This window comes from Dechloromonas denitrificans, assembly GCF_020510685.1.
Taxonomy (GTDB): Bacteria; Pseudomonadota; Gammaproteobacteria; order Burkholderiales; family Rhodocyclaceae; genus Azonexus; species Azonexus denitrificans_A.
This window is the reverse complement of the sequence record NZ_CP075185.1, coordinates 3,128,390-3,145,109: the sequence shown is the minus strand read 5'-3', so window position 1 is coordinate 3,145,109 and position 16,720 is coordinate 3,128,390. Positions and strand designations below refer to the sequence as shown.

Genomic DNA, 16,720 nt, shown 5'->3' with positions numbered 1-16,720 from the left:
AGCAGGGCTTTTCGTTGAAGCGTCGGCGAATTACTTGGTGCCGATGACTTCGATATCAACGCGACGATCCGGTTGCAGGCAATCGATCAGCGCCTTGGACTTCTTCTCGCCCTTGCACTTGTTGCCGGTGACCGGTTGCTTTTCGCCCTTGCCTTCGGTGTAAACACGGTTGGCTTCGATACCCTTGGCAACCAGGTATTCCTTGACCGCGGCAGCGCGCTTCTCGGACAGCTTCTGGTTGTAGGCGTCGCCACCGATACGGTCGGTATGGCCGACGGCCAGGATCACTTCGAGCTTGATCGCCTTGGCCTTGGAGACCAGTTCGTCGAGCTTGGCCTTGCCTTCCGGACGCAGCACAGCCTTGTTGAAGTCGAACAGGGCGTCAGCGGCGACGGTTACCTTTTCGCCAACGATGCCGGTCTTCGCCGGAGCGGCGCCGGTTGCAGCGCTGGTCTTCGGTTCGCAGGCTTCCTTCGGCAGCAGGTCCTTGTCGCATTCGCAACCGGCGGCGTCCTTGGCAGCGGCAGCCGGGGTCCAGTAGCCGGTACGCCAGCACAGGCCGAAGCCGCTCTTGGCGACGACATCGCGCTGGTCGATGACATAAACGCGCTCTTGTGCTTGTGCAACAGCGGCACCGAAGCCGATACCGGCCAGCAGTGCCAGAACCAGTGATTTCTTGGCGATATTCTTGATCATTGTTTTCCCTCGTTGAAGAAAATTTGGAAACTTTTAACCCGCGCCAGAGTTTGAAACTACGGCTCCAAGCGGAATTCCAGCCTATTTTGCCATAGGGCAATTGCCGAATCCAAGTCATTTTGCTTGCTGTTCGCTAAACATTTGTGGTCTACGCAACACTTTCCGGCAACCCAGACGTGACTGACGGATTCTCGGCCGGCAACATGCACCAGGTGGGACACCGGGTCGAAGCAGGGCTTGGTTTCCAGGGCGCCCAGGCTCACTGCGCACAGGTCGGCTGCCTTGCCCGGGGTGATCGAGCCAATCTCATGGCCCAGGCCGAGCGCAATGGCGCCATTCAGGGTCGCCATGCGCAAGACTTCGCGGGCCGGCAGTGCCGATGCATCGCCGCTGGTTCCCTTGGCGAGCAGTGATGCCAGACGCATTTCACCGAAGAGATCGAGGCGGTTGTTGCTGGCTGCGCCATCGGTGCCGAGGCCGACGTTGATGCCAAGTTGTCGCATTCGCACCACAGGCGCAAAGCCGCTCGCCAATTTCAGATTGGAGGTCGGGCAGTGGGCGATGTGGCCGCCGGTGGCGGCGATCAGTTCGAGTTCGCTTTCCGTCAGGTGTACACCGTGCACGCCGATGAAGCCCGGGCCAAGCAAGCCCAGGCGATGCAGGCGTTCGATCGGGGTTTGCCGGTGCAGTTGTTGGCTCTCCTCAAGTTCGTGGCGGGTTTCGTGAATGTGGCAATGAATCGGCAGGTTCAGTTGTTCGGAGAGGGTCAGCACCCGTTCGAATGTCGCATCGGAAACGGTGTAGGGCGCATGGGGGGCCAGGCAGAAGCCGATCAGCGGGTTGTCGCGCCAGGTTTCGCGAACAGCCAGGCCTTTGTTGATGTAATCGTCGGCGTCGCTGGCGTAGGGGGTCGGGAACTCCAGCGTGGTGATGCCGAGCATGGCGCGCATGCCGAGTTGCGAGGCGGCTGCTGCCGCGGCCTCGGGATAGAAGTACATGTCGTTGAAACAGGTGATGCCGCCCCTGAGCATTTCTGCGCAGGCGAGCCAGGTGCCGTCGTGAACAAATTGTGCCGACAGGTGCTCGGCTTCGGCCGGCCAAATATGTTTCTGCAGCCATTCCATCAGCGGCAGGTCGTCGGCCAGTCCGCGCATCAGGGTCATCGCGGCGTGGGTGTGCAGATTGACCAGGCCGGGAATCAGGATGTGTTCATCCAGTGTGACGCGCTCTTTTGTCTGGTAGCGCGTACGCGCCTGATTGCTTGGCAAGACATCGAGAATTCTCCCGTCGCGGACGGCCACGGCGTGGTTTTTCAGCACCACGTCGGGGTCGACTGCAGCGATCCAGCGGGCTTCGATCAGAAGGTCGATATCTTCGGGTTTTGATGTCATGAAACGGCGTCTATCCGGTGATGGTGGCGTGTTAAAATAGCAAATTACGCTCAATTCAACCAATCAGGCATCGCGCAAGCGGTGCGAATGTGAGACATGGATCAATTCGCCAAAGAAACACTGCCGATCAGCCTCGAAGACGAGATGCGGCGTTCCTATCTTGATTACGCGATGAGCGTGATCGTCGGCCGGGCCCTGCCCGACGCGCGCGACGGCCTGAAGCCGGTGCATCGCCGCGTATTGTTCGCAATGCACGAGCTGAATAACGACTGGAACAAGGCTTACAAGAAATCGGCCCGTATCGTCGGCGATGTGATCGGTAAGTACCACCCGCACGGCGACTCCGCGGTCTATGAAACGATCGTCCGGATGGCGCAGGATTTCTCGCTGCGCTACATGCTGGTCGATGGTCAGGGTAACTTCGGTTCGGTCGATGGCGACAGCGCAGCGGCGATGCGTTACACCGAAGTGCGCATGGCCAAGATCGGCCACCAGTTGCTCGAAGACCTGGACAAGGAAACGGTCGATTTCGGGCCGAACTACGACGGTTCCGAGCACGAGCCGCTGGTCATGCCGGCGCGTATCCCCAATCTGCTGATCAACGGTTCCTCCGGTATCGCGGTTGGCATGGCGACCAATATTCCGCCGCACAACCTGAACGAGGTGGTCGCCGGTTGTCTGGCCCTGCTCGAAAATCCGGCGATCAGCATCGATGATTTGATCGAGTACATCCCGGCGCCGGACTTCCCGACGGCAGCGCTGATTTACGGCGTCATGGGCGTCCGCGAAGGCTACCGGACCGGCCGCGGCCGCGTCATCATGCGGGCGCGTACGCACTTTGAGGACATGGAAAAGGGCAATGGCCGTCAGGCGCTGATCGTCGACGAGATCCCCTACCAAGTTAACAAGAAGTCGCTGATCGAAAAGATCGCCGAGCTGGTCAATGAGAAGAAAATCGAGGGTATCTCCGATATCCGCGATGAGTCCGACAAATCGGGCATGCGCGTCGTCATCGAACTGAAGCGCGGCGAAGTCGGCGAGGTCATCCTCAATAACCTGTACAAGCAGACGCAGTTGCAGGACACCTTCGGCATGAACATGGTGGCGCTGGTCGACGGCCAGCCCCGTCTGCTCAACCTGAAGCAGATGCTCGAATGCTTCCTGTCGCATCGCCGCGAAGTGGTGACGCGGCGTACCGTGTTCGAGTTGCGCAAGGCGCGCGAACGGGGTCACATCCTCGAAGGTCTGGCCGTCGCGTTGTCCAATGTCGATGAAATCATCGCCCTGATCAAGGCGGCGCCGACCCCGGCCGATGCCAAGGTTGGCCTGATGGGCCGTCAGTGGCGCAGTGCCGTGGTCGAGGAGATGCTGGTGCGTGCCTCGTCGGATGCCTCGCGTCCGGACGGTCTGGCCCCGGAGTTCGGTCTCTCGGAACAAGGCTACCGCCTCTCCGATGCCCAGGCCCAGGCCATTCTCGAGCTGCGCCTGCAGCGCCTGACCGGGCTGGAGCAGGACAAGATCGTCAGCGAGTACAAGGATGTGATGGCCAAGATCCTCGATCTGCTCGACATCCTGGCCAAGCCGGCCCGCATCACCGAAATCATCGTTACCGAACTGACGGCAGTTCGTGAGCAGTTCGGCGACGAGCGCCGCTCCGAGATTGTGTTGCATACGCAGGAACTGGGTATCGAGGACTTCATTACGCCGCAGGACATGGTGGTGACGCTGTCCCATGGTGGCTACGTCAAGGCCCAGCCGCTGGCCGATTACCGCGCCCAGCGCCGGGGCGGTCGCGGCAAGCAGGCGGCGGCGATCAAGGACGAGGATTTCGTCGATCACCTGTTCGTTGCCAATACCCACGATTACATCCTGTGTTTCTCGAACCGTGGCCGCTGCTACTGGCTCAAGGTCTATGAAGCGCCGCAGGGCAGTCGCAACAGCCGCGGCAAGCCGATCGTCAATCTCTTCCCGCTGGAAGAGGGTGAGCGGATCAATGCCGTACTGCCGGTCAAGGAATTCTCCGACGACCAATACGTCTTCATGGCCACTGTGATGGGTACGGTCAAGAAGACGCCGCTGTCCGATTACTCCAACCCGCGCAAGGCCGGCATCATCGCCGTGGCGCTGGACGAAGGCGATTACCTGATCGGCGTCGAACTGACCTCCGGCAGCAGCGATATCGTGCTCGTTTCGAATGCCGGCAAGGCTGTCTGGTTCGACGAGGAAGATGTCCGCCCGATGGGCCGTGGCGCCCGTGGGGTACGTGGTATGAAACTGCAGGCCGGGCAGTCGGTGATTTCGCTGCTGGTCGCCGAAAGCGATCAACAGACCGTGCTGGTCGCGACCGAGAACGGTTACGGCAAGCGCACCGTGCTGGCCGATTTTCGCCATTCCGGACGCGGCACCCAGGGTGTGCGCGCCATTGCCGACAGCGAGCGTAACGGCATCGTGGTTGGCGCCAAGCTGGTTAACGACGAAGACGAGATCATGCTGATCACTACCGGTGGCGTGCTGATTCGCACCCGGGTTGCCGAGATTCGCGGCATGGGCCGGGCGACCCAGGGCGTCACGCTGATTTCGCTCGATGCCGGCGAAAAGCTGGCAGGTCTGGAAAAGGTTGTCGAGTCCGTCGGCGAAGTTGACGGTGAAGCGGAAAACATTGAAGCCAACGGCGATGCGGCAGGTTCCGACAGCGTCGAGGGTAATGGCGAAGCGGCCGGCGAGGCCGCCGGGGAGGAATGATGAGTCGGGTCTGGAATTTCAGCGCCGGCCCTGCCGCGCTGCCGGAAGAAGTGCTGCGGCAGGCGCAGGCCGAATTGCTCGATTGGCATGGCGCGGGTTGCAGCGTCATGGAAATGAGCCATCGCGGCAAGGAATTCACCGGTATCCTCGAGCAGGCCGAAGCCGACCTGCGCGACTTGCTGGGTATTCCCGCCAATTACAAGGTGCTCTTCCTGCAGGGCGGCGCGACGCAGCAGTTCGCCCAGATCCCGATGAACCTGCTGGCCGGACGTTCGGCCGACTATATCGTGACCGGTTCATGGTCGAAGAAGGCCTTCAAGGAAGCGCAGCGCATCGGCACGGTGCGCTGTGCGGCGACGACCGAGAGCAGCGGTTTTACCGGTCTGCCGACGGCCGAGGAGATCAAGCTCGATCCCTTCGCCGCCTACCTGCACGTCTGCACCAATGAAACCATCCATGGCGTCGAGATTCCCGCCGAGCGCATCGCCGATACCGGCGTGCCGCTGGTTGCCGACATGTCCTCGCATATCCTGTCGCGGCCGGTCAATGTCGAGAAATTCGGCCTGATCTACGCTGGTGCGCAGAAGAATATCGGCCCGTCCGGTCTGACGCTGGTCGTCATGCGCGAAGAACTGCTCGGCATGGCGCCGTTGACCATCCCGACGGTGATGGACTACGCAGTGATGGCGGAAAACGGCTCGATGCTGAATACGCCGCCGACCTACGGGATCTATATTGCCGGCCTGGTGTTCCAGTGGCTGAAGCGGCAGGGCGGCATGCCGGGCATTGCGGCGGTGAACGCCGAAAAAGCCCGCATCTTGTATGGCTGTATCGACGAGTCCGGCGGTTTCTACCATAACCCGGTCGATCCCGACTGCCGCTCGCGGATGAATGTGCCCTTCACGCTGGCCGATGCCGAACTCGATGCTGCCTTCCTCGCCGAATCGAAGGCGGCCGGGCTGGTTTCGCTGAAGGGCCACAAGTCGGTTGGCGGCATGCGGGCCTCGATCTACAACGCCGTTTCGCTGGAAGGCGTGCAGGTCCTGGTCGATTTCATGAACGATTTCGCCAAACGCAACGGGTAAGTAGCGATGAGCGACGATCTGCAAAAGGCCCTGGCCGGCGTCCGTGCCGAAATCGACGGCATCGATGCCGAACTGCTCCGCCTGTTGAATGCCCGGGCGCGCTGCGCCCAGAAGGTCGGCGAGATCAAGGCGGAACACGGCGAAGCCGGCCATATCTACCGTCCGGAGCGTGAGGCGCAGGTGCTGCGCCGCTTGCAGGAGAGCAATCCCGGCCCGTTGCCCGGGGAAAACATCACTTTCTTCTTCCGCGAGGTGATGTCGGCCTGCCTGTCGCTGGAAGAGCCGCTCGGCATCTCTTTTCTCGGCCCGCTCGGCTCCTTTACCGGCAGTGCGGCGACCAAGCATTTCGGGCATGCCGCGCGCCTGTTGCCGCAATCGTCGATTGACGATGTCTTCCGCGAAGTCGAATCGGGTCACGCCCACTATGCCGTGGTACCGGTGGAGAACTCGACCGAAGGCGCAGTCGGTCGGACCATGGACCTGCTGCTCGGCACCCAACTGAAAATATGCGGCGAAGTGGTGCTGCGCATCCACCAGAACCTGCTGTCCAACGAAAGCGATCTGGGCAAGATCAGCAAGGTTTATTCGCATGCCCAGTCCCTGGCCCAGTGCCACGAATGGCTGAATCACAACCTGCCCGGCATCCCGCGTATTTCGGTGGCCAGCAACTCGCTGGCCGCGCAGATGGCGGCAGACGAGCCGGGCGTTGCGGCGATCGCCGGCGTAGCGGCAGCCGAGCGCTTCAAGCTGCCCAAGCTGGTCGAGAATATCGAGGACGAGCCGAACAACACGACGCGTTTTCTGGTTCTCGGCAAGCACGATGCCGGCCCGTCCGGCCGCGACAAAACCTCGCTGGTCATGTCGGCGCCGAATCGTACCGGCGCCCTGCACGAGTTGTTGCTGCCCCTGTCGCATGCCGGCGTCTCGATGTCCCGGCTGGAATCCCGGCCGGCGCGCAACGCCCTGTGGCAATACGTCTTCTACGTCGATATCGAAGGTCACCGCGACGAGCCGGCGATCAAGGCGGCCCTCGACGAATTGGCCGGCCATGCCGCCTATCTGAAAATTCTCGGGTCCTACCCGGCTGCTGTTTACTAAGGAATTGCGATGAGCCCTGTCGAGCAAGCACTGTCCTACGTGCGCGCCATTTCGCCCTATCAACCGGGCAAGCCGATCACCGAACTGGCCCGCGAAATGGGCATTCCGGTCGAGAGGATCGTTAAGCTGGCCTCCAATGAGAATCCGCTGGGCATGAGCCCGAAGGCGAAGAGGGCCGTCGAGGCGGCGATCGGCGGTATCGAGCGCTATCCGGACCAGTTCGACTTGATTCGCGCCGTCGCCGAGCGGACTGGCGTGGCCCAGAATCAAGTGGTCCTCGGCAACGGTTCGAACGACGTGCTCGATCTGATTGCCCGCGTCTTTTTGGCACCCGGTCGCTCGGCTGTTTTCGCCCAGTATGCCTTCGCGGTGTACCCGCTGGCCACGCTGTCGACCGGCGCCGAGTTGATTTCGACGCCCGCCAAGAATTACGGCCATGATCTGGACGCAATGCGTGCCGCCATCCGGCCGGATACACGCATCATCTGGATTGCCAACCCGAACAATCCAACCGGCACTTTTCTGCCTTATCCCGAACTGCGCGCTTTCCTCGAAGCTGTGCCGCCGGACGTAGTAGTTGTCCTGGACGAGGCCTACAACGAATATCTGCCGCCTGCCGAGCGCGTCGATACCGCGGGCTGGATCGATGATTTTCCGAATCTGGTGGTGCTCCGGACCTTCTCGAAGATTTTCGGTTTGGCCGGCTTGCGCGTTGGTTATGCGCTGGCTTCCGTCGCGGTTGCCGATCTGATGAACCGTATACGCCAGCCGTTCAACGTCAACAACCTGGCTCTCGCAGCGGCTGTTGCAGCCCTCGATGACCACCTGTTCGTTGCCGAAAGCTACGAACTCAACCGGCGCGGCATGGAGCAACTGGTGGCCGGCTTGAAGCGTCTCGGGCTCGAACATATCCCGTCACATGGCAACTTCGTTACCTTCAAGATTGCGGATGCGGCGGCGATCAACCAGAAGCTGCTCAAGCAGGGCGTCATCGTCCGCCCGATTGGCGGCTATGGCCTGCCTGACTGGCTGCGCGTGACGATTGGTTCGGAGCCGGAGAACGCCCGCTTCCTGGAGGCGCTGGAGAAGGCGCTTTAAATGACAGCCCGTTCGCCCGAGTTCGGCAAGGTCGTCGTTTTCGGCACCGGCCTGATTGGCGGCTCCTTCGCGCTGGCCCTCAAGGAAGCTGGCGCAGTGGAAGAGGTTGTCGGTTTCGGGCGAACCCCGGCGACGCTTCGGGCCGCCCAGCAACTTGGGGTGATCGACCGGGCCGGGATCAACCCGACGCATGAAATCGAAGAGGCCGACATCGTGCTGGTCGCGACGCCGGTTGCGCAGATGCCGGAGATATTTTCCCGCATCGAACCCTATCTCGGTCCGCACACCATCGTCACCGATGGCGGATCGACCAAGGGCGATGTCGTTGCTGCCGCCCGTGCCGCTTTCGGCAACCGGATCAATCAGTTTGTCCCGGCCCACCCGATCGCCGGCGCAGAAAACAGCGGCCCAGCGGCGGCGCGCTGGGATCTGTATCAGGGTAAGAAGGTGGTCGTCACCCCTTTGCCGGAAAACAGTGACGACTCGCTCGACCGCATCAAGCGCGCCTGGTCCTTGTGCGGCGCCGATATCTACGAGCTGACGCCGGAGGCCCATGATCGGGTGTTTGCCGCGGTCAGCCATCTGCCGCATCTGCTGTCCTATGCGCTGGTGCACGATCTGGCCGTGCGGGCGGATGCCGATCTGTTCTTCACTTTTGCCGCCTCGGGATTCCGTGATTTCACCCGGATCGCCGCCAGTCATCCGGAGATGTGGCGGGACATTTGTCTCGCCAACCGCGAGGCGCTGCTCGGCGAACTGGATAGCTACCGGGCGCAACTCGACGAACTCCGGCTGGCGTTGGCCCAGAACGACGGCGAACGTTTGGAGGAAGTCTTCGGCATCGCCCGGCAGGCGCGGCGTAACTGGGCCGGTGAGAGCTGATGTCAGGCCTGCTACGCGCCTTGCTGCTCGGTGTTGTGTTGGCGATGCCGGTGATGGCCGTAGCAGAAGCACCGGCTATCCTGCTGGCCGAGGTCTATCGCGACCAGATTGACGTAACCCGCTATCTGGTCAGCGAAAAGCTTGATGGTGTTCGGGCGGTCTGGGATGGTGAGCGGTTGCGTTTTCGCAGCGGCCGGGATATCAAGGCGCCAGTCTGGTTTATCGCCGGCCTGCCGAAAACGCCGCTCGATGGTGAACTGTGGCTCGGGCGGGGCCGCTTCGAGGCGCTGTCCGGCATTGTTCGTCGCGAGCAGCCAGACGATGCGGAATGGCGCTCTGTGCGTTATATGATTTTCGAGTTGCCGGGAGCGCAAGGTTCGTTTCGCGAGCGTGCCGCAGCCATTTCGCAACTAGTCCGCCAGGCTAACGTGCCGTGGCTGCAGGAAATTGAGCAATTCGACGTGGTCGACCGCGCCAGTCTGCAAAAGCGCCTGAAGAGCGTCGTTCAGGGCGGTGGTGAGGGCTTGATGCTGCATCGCGCCGACGCCGCCTATGAAACCGGGCGCAGCGATACCTTGCTTAAACTCAAGCCGTGGAACGATACCGAGGCTGTGGTCATCGGGCATTTGCCTGGCAAGGGCAAGTACGCTGGAATGCTCGGTGCCTTGCGCGTGCGTAGCGCTGATGGCCGTGAGTTTTCGCTTGGCACCGGGTTCTCTGACGAACAACGCCGTAATCCGCCGGCCATTGGTAGCGAAGTGACCTACCGCTATCGCAATCTGACCATCCGTGGTCTGCCTCGGTTTGCCAGCTTCATGCGGTTACGGGGAGAATAACCTATGTATGAAAGAGAGAATTCATGATCCTCGTTACTGGTGGCGCCGGTTTCATCGGTAGCAACTTTGTTCTCGACTGGCTGGAGCAACGCGATGACCTGCCTCCTAACCCTGAGCCGCTGATTAACCTCGATGCGCTGACCTATGCCGGCAATCTCGAGAATCTTGCCGGCCTGAAGGGTGACTCACGCCACATTTTTGTTCATGGCAATATCGGCGATGTTGAGTTGGTAAGCAGACTGCTGGCCGAGCACCAGCCACGGGCGGTGATCAATTTCGCCGCCGAATCCCACGTGGACCGCAGCATTCACGGCCCGGAAGATTTTATCCAGACCAATATCGTCGGGACTTTTCATCTGCTCGAAGCGGTTCGCGTTTATTGGCAGGCTCTTGATCCGGAGAGAAAGGACCGCTTCCGGTTTCTTCACGTCTCAACCGACGAAGTCTACGGCTCCCTGGCAAAGGATGATCCAGCCTTCGCCGAGACCAATCGCTACGAGCCGAACAGTCCGTATTCAGCGAGCAAGGCGGCCAGCGATCATCTGGTGCGCGCCTACCACCACACCTACGGTCTTCCGGTGCTGACCACCAACTGTTCCAACAATTACGGTCCTTACCATTTCCCGGAAAAACTGATTCCGCTGGTCATCCACAATGCGCTGGCCGGTAAGCCGCTGCCAATTTATGGCGATGGTCAGCAAATTCGCGACTGGCTCTATGTTAAAGATCACTGCTCGGCAATTCGCCGCGTTCTCGAAGCAGGGCGAGTCGGGGAAACCTACAACGTCGGGGGCTGGAATGAAAAGCCCAATCTCGATGTTGTCCATACTCTCTGTGCCATTCTCGACGAGCTTCTGCCACGTGCCGATGGACGTTCCTACAAGGATCAGATTACGTACGTTACCGACCGTCTCGGCCATGACCGCCGTTACGCGATCGACGCCAGCAAGATCGAACGCGAACTCGGCTGGAAACCAGCCGAAACCTTCGAAACAGGAATTCGCAAGACCATCCAATGGTACCTTGAGCATCGAGCTTGGGTCCAAAACGTCACCAGCGGCGCCTATCGGCAATGGATGGACAAAAACTACGGAGCAAACGCATGAGTACCCGCAAAGGCATTATCCTCGCCGGTGGTTCCGGCACGCGGCTCTACCCGGTCACCCTGGCAGTCTCGAAGCAACTGCTCCCCATTCACGACAAGCCCATGATCTACTACCCGCTCAGCACGCTGATGCTGGCCGGTATAAGGGACATCCTGATCATCTCCACCCCGCAGGACACCCCGCGGTTCCAACAATTGCTGGGCGATGGTAGTCAGTGGGGGCTTGCCCTCCAATATGCTGTACAGCCCAGTCCGGATGGCTTGGCTCAGGCATTTATCATTGGCCGAGAGTTTCTTGGAAATAGCAACAGTGCCTTGGTTCTCGGCGACAATATATTTTATGGTAACGAGTTTGCTGATGACCTTAAAGCAGCCGGTTCGCAAAGTATTGGCGCCACAGTTTTTGCCTATCATGTGCACGACCCTGAACGTTACGGCGTCATAGAATTCGATCCGATCGGCAAGGCGATCAGTCTCGAAGAAAAGCCAGTTCAGCCGAGATCCAGCTATGCTGTCACTGGGCTTTACTTTTACGATAATCAAGTGATCGACATCGCCCGCGACCTTAAGCCTTCTGCTCGTGGCGAGTTGGAAATCACCGACGTCAATCGTATCTATCTGGAAAAGAACCAACTTAACGTAAAGGTCATGGGCCGAGGTCATGCCTGGCTCGATACCGGTACTCACGAAAGCCTGCTCGACGCCAGCCAGTTCATCGCTACTATCGAAAAACGGCAGGGGCTGAAAATTGCCTGCCCAGAAGAAATCGCCTATCGTCAGGGCTACATTGATGCGGAAAAACTTGAGCAACTTGCTCGACCTATGCTCAAAAATCCTTATGGACAATACCTGATGGGGATTTTGAAAGAGCGGGTATTTTGATCAATATCATCCCAACAAAAATTTCCGACCTTCTCATTGTTGAACCAAAAATATTTGGTGATGAGCGAGGTTTTTTTTATGAGAGCTTCAACCAGAAAGCTTTTAGCGAAGCAATTGGACAGAAGATCGAATTCGTTCAGGATAACCATTCAAGAAGTGCCAAAGATGTCCTCCGTGGCTTGCATTACCAAATAGCACCGAAAGAGCAAGGAAAACTCGTTCGCGTTGTCTTGGGCGAGGTTTTTGATGTCGCGGTAGATATCCGGAGAGGCTCTAGTACTTTCGGTCAATGGGTTGGCCTCATACTTAGTGCTGAGAACAAAAGGCAGCTATGGATACCTCCAGGCTTCGCACACGGTTTCCTGACTTTGAGTGGCTGCGCTGAATCCCTGTATAAAACTACCAATTACTACGCGCCAGAATACGAGCGATGTATCGCCTGGAACGATCCGGAAATCGGCATCAAATGGCCATTGGCCACAGAGCCTCTGCTCTCTTTAAAGGATCGCCAAGGAGGCAGATTAGCTTCAATATAGATGCTCGGAGACGCACTGGGTATTTCGATTTTCTTGGCTCGATAGTAGCCTCTCGACAAAGCTATGAGGAGGGGGGGCACGTCCTTTCTCTAAGCAAAATTGAAAGTCAGGTCGGGACAAAGTACAATTCGCCCCCCTAACTTGAACGGTGGCCTTCAGCCTTTTCATGCCTCAAGAAACCCAGCGCCTCGCGCTGCTCAAGCTTCTCGAACAAAATCCAAATTTCAGTCAGCGGGAGCTTGCCCAAGCCATGGGCGTGAGTCTGGGTAAAACCAATTACTGCCTCAAAGCTATGGTGGAAAAAGGCTTCGTTAAGCTTAGCAAATTCTGCCAAAACAAAAATAAGCAGGCATACGCTTATCTGCTAACTCCCAGTGGCGTTGAAGAAAAAGCCCGCATTGTTCGTGGTTTTCTTCAACGTAAGGAAGCGGAATATGAAGCAATTCAGAATGAAATAGAAACTCTCCGCGGTGACCTGCTCGACTCAACGTTAGGTATTTCGTGAGCCTCAGTCAAACCGATTATCTCCGTAAGAAACGTAGCATCATTCAAATTGGTGCCTTCTTTCTCTAGTCGCTATGTCATCTATGCATCAACAACCCAAAGTTTACATTGCTGGCCATCGAGGCATGGTTGGTTCGGCCATCGTTAGGCAACTGCAGCAGCGTGGCTACACAAATATCATTACCCGAACCCGTGCTGAACTTGATCTGACTGATCAATCAGCAGTCAGATCGTTTTTTGAGCAAGAAGCGCCAGATCAGGTTTACCTTGCCGCCGCAAAAGTCGGTGGAATATTAGCCAATAACACCTACCCGGCCCAGTTCATCTACGAAAATCTGATGATTCAAGCCAACATCGTCCACGCCGCACATACGCACGGGGTACAAAAACTGTTGTTTCTTGGTTCCAGTTGTATCTACCCGAAACAAGCGCCGCAACCCATGCGCGAAGAAGCACTACTTACTGGTACGCTGGAGCCCACTAATGAGCCATACGCCATTGCCAAGATCTCCGGCATCAAGCTCTGCGAAAGCTACAACCGCCAATATGGTCGTGACTACCGCAGCGTCATGCCTACCAACCTCTATGGTCCTGGTGATGGCTACGATCTCGTCAATAGCCATGTCCTGCCAGCCATGATCCGCAAATTTCACCTAGCGAAATTGGCAGGGTTGGGTGAAATCAAAGGCATCATCGAAGATCAGCAACGCTACGGTAATATCCCCGCCGATATAAAGGCCATGATCGGTCTCGAGTCTGATAAGCCAGTTACGGTTGGTAGCAAAATCACTCCGAAAAGTAGCGTTATGCTGTGGGGTACTGGTACCCCATATCGTGAGTTTCTTTACGTTGATGATATGGCCGCCGCCAGCGTCTTCGTCATGGAGTTGGACAAAACCACCTTCGCTGCTAATACGCAACCCATGCTGAGCCACATTAATGTTGGATTCGGCAGCGATCTCACCATCCACGAAGCCGCAAAAACAGTAGCTGAAGTCGTTGGTTATCGCGGCAATATTGAATTTGATATCAGTAAACCTGATGGTACGCCTAAAAAATTGATGGATAGCCAACGTCTGGAAATGCTCGGCTGGAAAGCACGTACCACACTCGTTGATGGCTTGCGGCAAGCCTATGCCGATTACCTGAATTGTGGCAAATAAGCTCCCAAAAAACAGTTTGATCTAGGAATCGATAGTGACCATAGCCCAAAAGACTGCCCTCATCACCGGTGTTACCGGTCAGGATGGATCATATCTTGCCGAATTCTTGCTCGGAAAAGGTTATATCGTTCACGGCATAAAACGTCGTGCGAGTTTGTTCAATACGCAGCGTGTAGACCATATTTACCAAGACCCTCACATTGAAAACGCCAACTTCAAATTGCATTATGGCGACCTCACCGACTCCAGCAATCTGATTCGTATTATTCAAGAAACTCAGCCTGACGAAATCTATAATCTCGGGGCGCAAAGCCATGTGGCTGTGAGCTTTGAAAGCCCCGAATATACCGCTGACGTAGATGCCATGGGCACGCTACGCATTCTTGAAGCCATTCGTATTCTTGGTTTGGAAAAGAAAACCCGTTTCTATCAAGCGTCTACCTCGGAACTCTACGGTCTGGTACAAGAAACGCCGCAAAAGGAAACCACTCCCTTCTATCCGCGCAGTCCATACGCGGTGGCTAAGATGTACGCCTACTGGATTACTGTCAATTACCGTGAGGCCTATGGTATCTATGCCTGCAACGGTATTCTTTTCAACCATGAAAGTCCGCGACGTGGGGAGACATTCGTTACGCGCAAGATCACTCGCGGCTTGGCCAATATTAGCCAAGGGCTCGAAGAGTGTCTTTACATGGGCAATATGGATGCACTTCGTGACTGGGGGCATGCCAAAGATTACGTACGTATGCAATGGCTAATGCTGCAACAGGAACAACCTGATGACTTTGTCATCGCCACGGGCATCCAATACAGCGTTCGCCAATTTATTGAAAAGGCTGCTGCAGCTCTTGGCATGGAACTTCGTTGGGAAGGTCAGGGGGTTAACGAGGTTGGGTATTGGAACGACAAGCCTGTAATTCGTATTGACCCACGCTACTTCCGTCCCACAGAGGTGGAAACACTGCTTGGCGATCCGACGAAAGCGAAAGATAAGCTTGGCTGGGTGCCGGAAATAACTCTCGATGAAATGGTGAAAGAGATGGCAGAGTATGACCTTGAGCAGGCTAAACGGCATGCACTGCTTAATCAGCATGGCTATAGCGTTGCGGTTAGTCTTGAATAATTTTTTTCGTTAACTTTTATGTGGATGTCATTCGCTTCGCAGGCTTTTGTAGCTACCTGTCAACCGGATGCACCCTTTGATTTCGAAAATGAGGAAATATTGACCCATTTCGCGATACTTGATTTGCCAACATTTAGCGACCCTCGTGGGGCGCTGACGGTGCTTGATGGTGCATTGCCATTTCTGATCAAACGTACATACTGGATATATGGTGCTGATGGTCAGGTTCGTGGCGGCCACCGCCACCAGAGAACCCGCCAGGCACTAATTGCGATCACCGGATCGGTGAGTATCTATATGAACGATGGAGTTATCAGCGACAATATTGTCTTGGACTCGCCAAGCAGATGTCTTTTGGTTGAGCCTAAAGACTGGCACACAATGACTTTTGGCCCAGGTTCTGTTCTCTTGATCATGTCATCACATCCGTATGATCGCAGCGAATATATTGATACAAAATATGACTGATTCATCTGTTATCGAATATGAGAACCTTGCACGTTCCAACGCTGACTATATGGCAGAGTTGGAACAGGCTGCTTCGAGAGTGATTCGCTCAGGTTGGTATGTTCTCGGGAGTGAGGTGGCTGCTTTTGAGACAGAGTTTGCCCAGTATATTGGTGCTAAACATTGTATTGGTGTGGCTAACGGACTTGATGCCCTGATTCTCTCGATTGAGGCTCTCGATTTACCTAAGGAGAGCGAAATACTGGTTGCTTCCAATACCTATATCGCGACTATTCTGGCCATCATTAGGGCTGGGCATCGTCCCGTATTGGTGGAACCAGAGTTGGCAACCTTCAACATGGACCCCGCGCGACTTTTAGGTGCGCTGACTTCAAGTACGCGCGCGATTTGTGCAACGCACATGTTTGGTAAGCCATGTCGAATGGACGCTATAGGTGCTTTTGCTCGAGAGCATGGACTGAAGCTGATTGAGGACTGCGCGCAGTCACATGGAGCAAAACTCAAAGGGAAGGTGACCGGTACTTTCGGTGATGCTGGGTGCTTCAGTTTTTATCCTACCAAGAATCTTGGAGCAGTTGGTGACGCAGGTGCAGTGGTCACTGACGACGACGAACTGGCGGATCGTTTGCGTTACACACGGAACTACGGCTCGAAACAGAAATACATGAATCGCTACTTGGGGGTGAATTCTCGCTTAGATGAACTTCAGGCAGCGCTGTTGCGGGTGAAGTTACGTCGTTTAGACGAAATGACCCGATACAAGAGACAGTTGGCCGAGGTCTATTTTGCCTGTTTGCCAGACTGGCTTGTGCAGCCAGTACGATTTTCAGACGAGTTCGATGTTTTTCATATATTTGCAGTCCGGCACCCGCGTCGGGACGTGTTGAAACAATATCTGCTTGAAAACGGAATCAAGACAGAGATTCACTATCCAATTGCCCCGCATCGCCAACAAGCCATGATTGGTATTTTGGCCGGCGAGTACCCAATTGCCGACGAAGTGCACGCAACTGAACTTAGCTTGCCGATATCGGTGGGGCACCAAGTTGCCGAAATAAAACAAGTCTGCGCCTGCATTAATCAGGCTGCTAGGGAAATGGACCACTAA

16 protein-coding genes are annotated in these 16,720 nt (G+C 56.7%); 14 read left to right on the top strand and 2 right to left on the bottom strand.

Annotated elements, in window-relative coordinates; genetic code table 11:
• Positions 1-30: 30 nt before the first annotated feature.
• Positions 31-696, bottom strand: a complete 666-nt coding sequence (locus KI611_RS15135) for an OmpA family protein (protein ID WP_226416480.1) — start codon at positions 694-696, stop codon at positions 31-33.
• 56 nt (positions 697-752) lie between these two features.
• Positions 753-2,087 (bottom strand): TRZ/ATZ family hydrolase, encoded by a 1,335-nt coding sequence (locus KI611_RS15130; protein ID WP_226416479.1) that lies wholly within the window; start codon positions 2,085-2,087, stop codon positions 753-755.
• 96 nt (positions 2,088-2,183) lie between these two features.
• On the opposite strand from KI611_RS15130, the gene gyrA reads away from it, so the two are divergent.
• The 14 genes from gyrA to KI611_RS15060 all read left to right on the top strand — a co-directional run bounded on the left by gyrA (position 2,184) and on the right by KI611_RS15060 (position 16,720).
• The gene (gene gyrA, locus KI611_RS15125; protein WP_226416478.1) at positions 2,184-4,829 is read left to right on the top strand and encodes a DNA gyrase subunit A; all 2,646 of its coding nucleotides are present in this window, start codon (positions 2,184-2,186) and stop codon (positions 4,827-4,829) included.
• Entirely contained in the window at positions 4,829-5,914 is a 1,086-nt protein-coding gene (gene serC, locus KI611_RS15120) for a 3-phosphoserine/phosphohydroxythreonine transaminase (RefSeq protein ID WP_226416477.1), read from the top strand. The genes gyrA and serC overlap by 1 nt, the downstream gene beginning before the upstream one ends.
• A 6-nt stretch (positions 5,915-5,920) precedes the next feature.
• Positions 5,921-7,012 carry a prephenate dehydratase gene (gene pheA, locus KI611_RS15115; RefSeq protein ID WP_226416476.1) on the top strand — a complete coding sequence of 364 codons (1,092 nt, stop codon included), beginning with the start codon at positions 5,921-5,923 and terminating at the stop codon, positions 7,010-7,012.
• A 9-nt stretch (positions 7,013-7,021) separates the two neighbouring features.
• Complete coding sequence (gene hisC / locus KI611_RS15110) at positions 7,022-8,110, top strand: histidinol-phosphate transaminase (RefSeq protein WP_226416475.1); 1,089 nt, start codon at positions 7,022-7,024, stop codon at positions 8,108-8,110.
• Entirely contained in the window at positions 8,111-8,992 is an 882-nt protein-coding gene (locus KI611_RS15105; RefSeq protein WP_226416474.1) for a prephenate dehydrogenase, read from the top strand.
• Entirely contained in the window at positions 8,992-9,828 is an 837-nt protein-coding gene (locus KI611_RS15100; RefSeq protein ID WP_226416473.1) for a DNA ligase, read from the top strand. Before KI611_RS15105 ends, KI611_RS15100 begins: the two co-directional genes overlap by 1 nt.
• A gap of 23 nt (positions 9,829-9,851) precedes the next feature.
• Positions 9,852-10,934 (top strand): dTDP-glucose 4,6-dehydratase, encoded by a 1,083-nt coding sequence (gene rfbB, locus KI611_RS15095; protein WP_226416472.1) that lies wholly within the window; start codon positions 9,852-9,854, stop codon positions 10,932-10,934.
• On the top strand, positions 10,931-11,815 hold the full coding sequence (gene rfbA / locus KI611_RS15090; RefSeq protein WP_226416471.1) for a glucose-1-phosphate thymidylyltransferase RfbA: 885 nt from the start codon (positions 10,931-10,933) through the stop codon (positions 11,813-11,815). Before rfbB ends, rfbA begins: the two co-directional genes overlap by 4 nt.
• On the top strand, positions 11,815-12,351 hold the full coding sequence (rfbC, locus tag KI611_RS15085) for a dTDP-4-dehydrorhamnose 3,5-epimerase (RefSeq protein ID WP_226419925.1): 537 nt from the start codon (positions 11,815-11,817) through the stop codon (positions 12,349-12,351). The genes rfbA and rfbC overlap by 1 nt, the downstream gene beginning before the upstream one ends.
• Before the next feature lie 166 nt (positions 12,352-12,517).
• Positions 12,518-12,856 (top strand): MarR family EPS-associated transcriptional regulator, encoded by a 339-nt coding sequence (locus tag KI611_RS15080; RefSeq protein WP_226416470.1) that lies wholly within the window; start codon positions 12,518-12,520, stop codon positions 12,854-12,856.
• 82 nt (positions 12,857-12,938) lie between these two features.
• A complete protein-coding gene (locus KI611_RS15075) occupies positions 12,939-14,018 on the top strand; it encodes a GDP-L-fucose synthase family protein (protein ID WP_226416469.1) in 1,080 nt (359 codons plus the stop codon).
• Between the two features lie 40 nt (positions 14,019-14,058).
• Complete coding sequence (gene gmd, locus KI611_RS15070) at positions 14,059-15,144, top strand: GDP-mannose 4,6-dehydratase (protein ID WP_226419924.1); 1,086 nt, start codon at positions 14,059-14,061, stop codon at positions 15,142-15,144.
• 18 nt (positions 15,145-15,162) lie between these two features.
• Positions 15,163-15,612 carry a sugar 3,4-ketoisomerase gene (locus KI611_RS15065; protein ID WP_226416468.1) on the top strand — a complete coding sequence of 150 codons (450 nt, stop codon included), beginning with the start codon at positions 15,163-15,165 and terminating at the stop codon, positions 15,610-15,612.
• The gene (locus KI611_RS15060; RefSeq protein WP_226416467.1) at positions 15,575-16,720 is read left to right on the top strand and encodes a DegT/DnrJ/EryC1/StrS family aminotransferase; all 1,146 of its coding nucleotides are present in this window, start codon (positions 15,575-15,577) and stop codon (positions 16,718-16,720) included. The genes KI611_RS15065 and KI611_RS15060 overlap by 38 nt, the downstream gene beginning before the upstream one ends.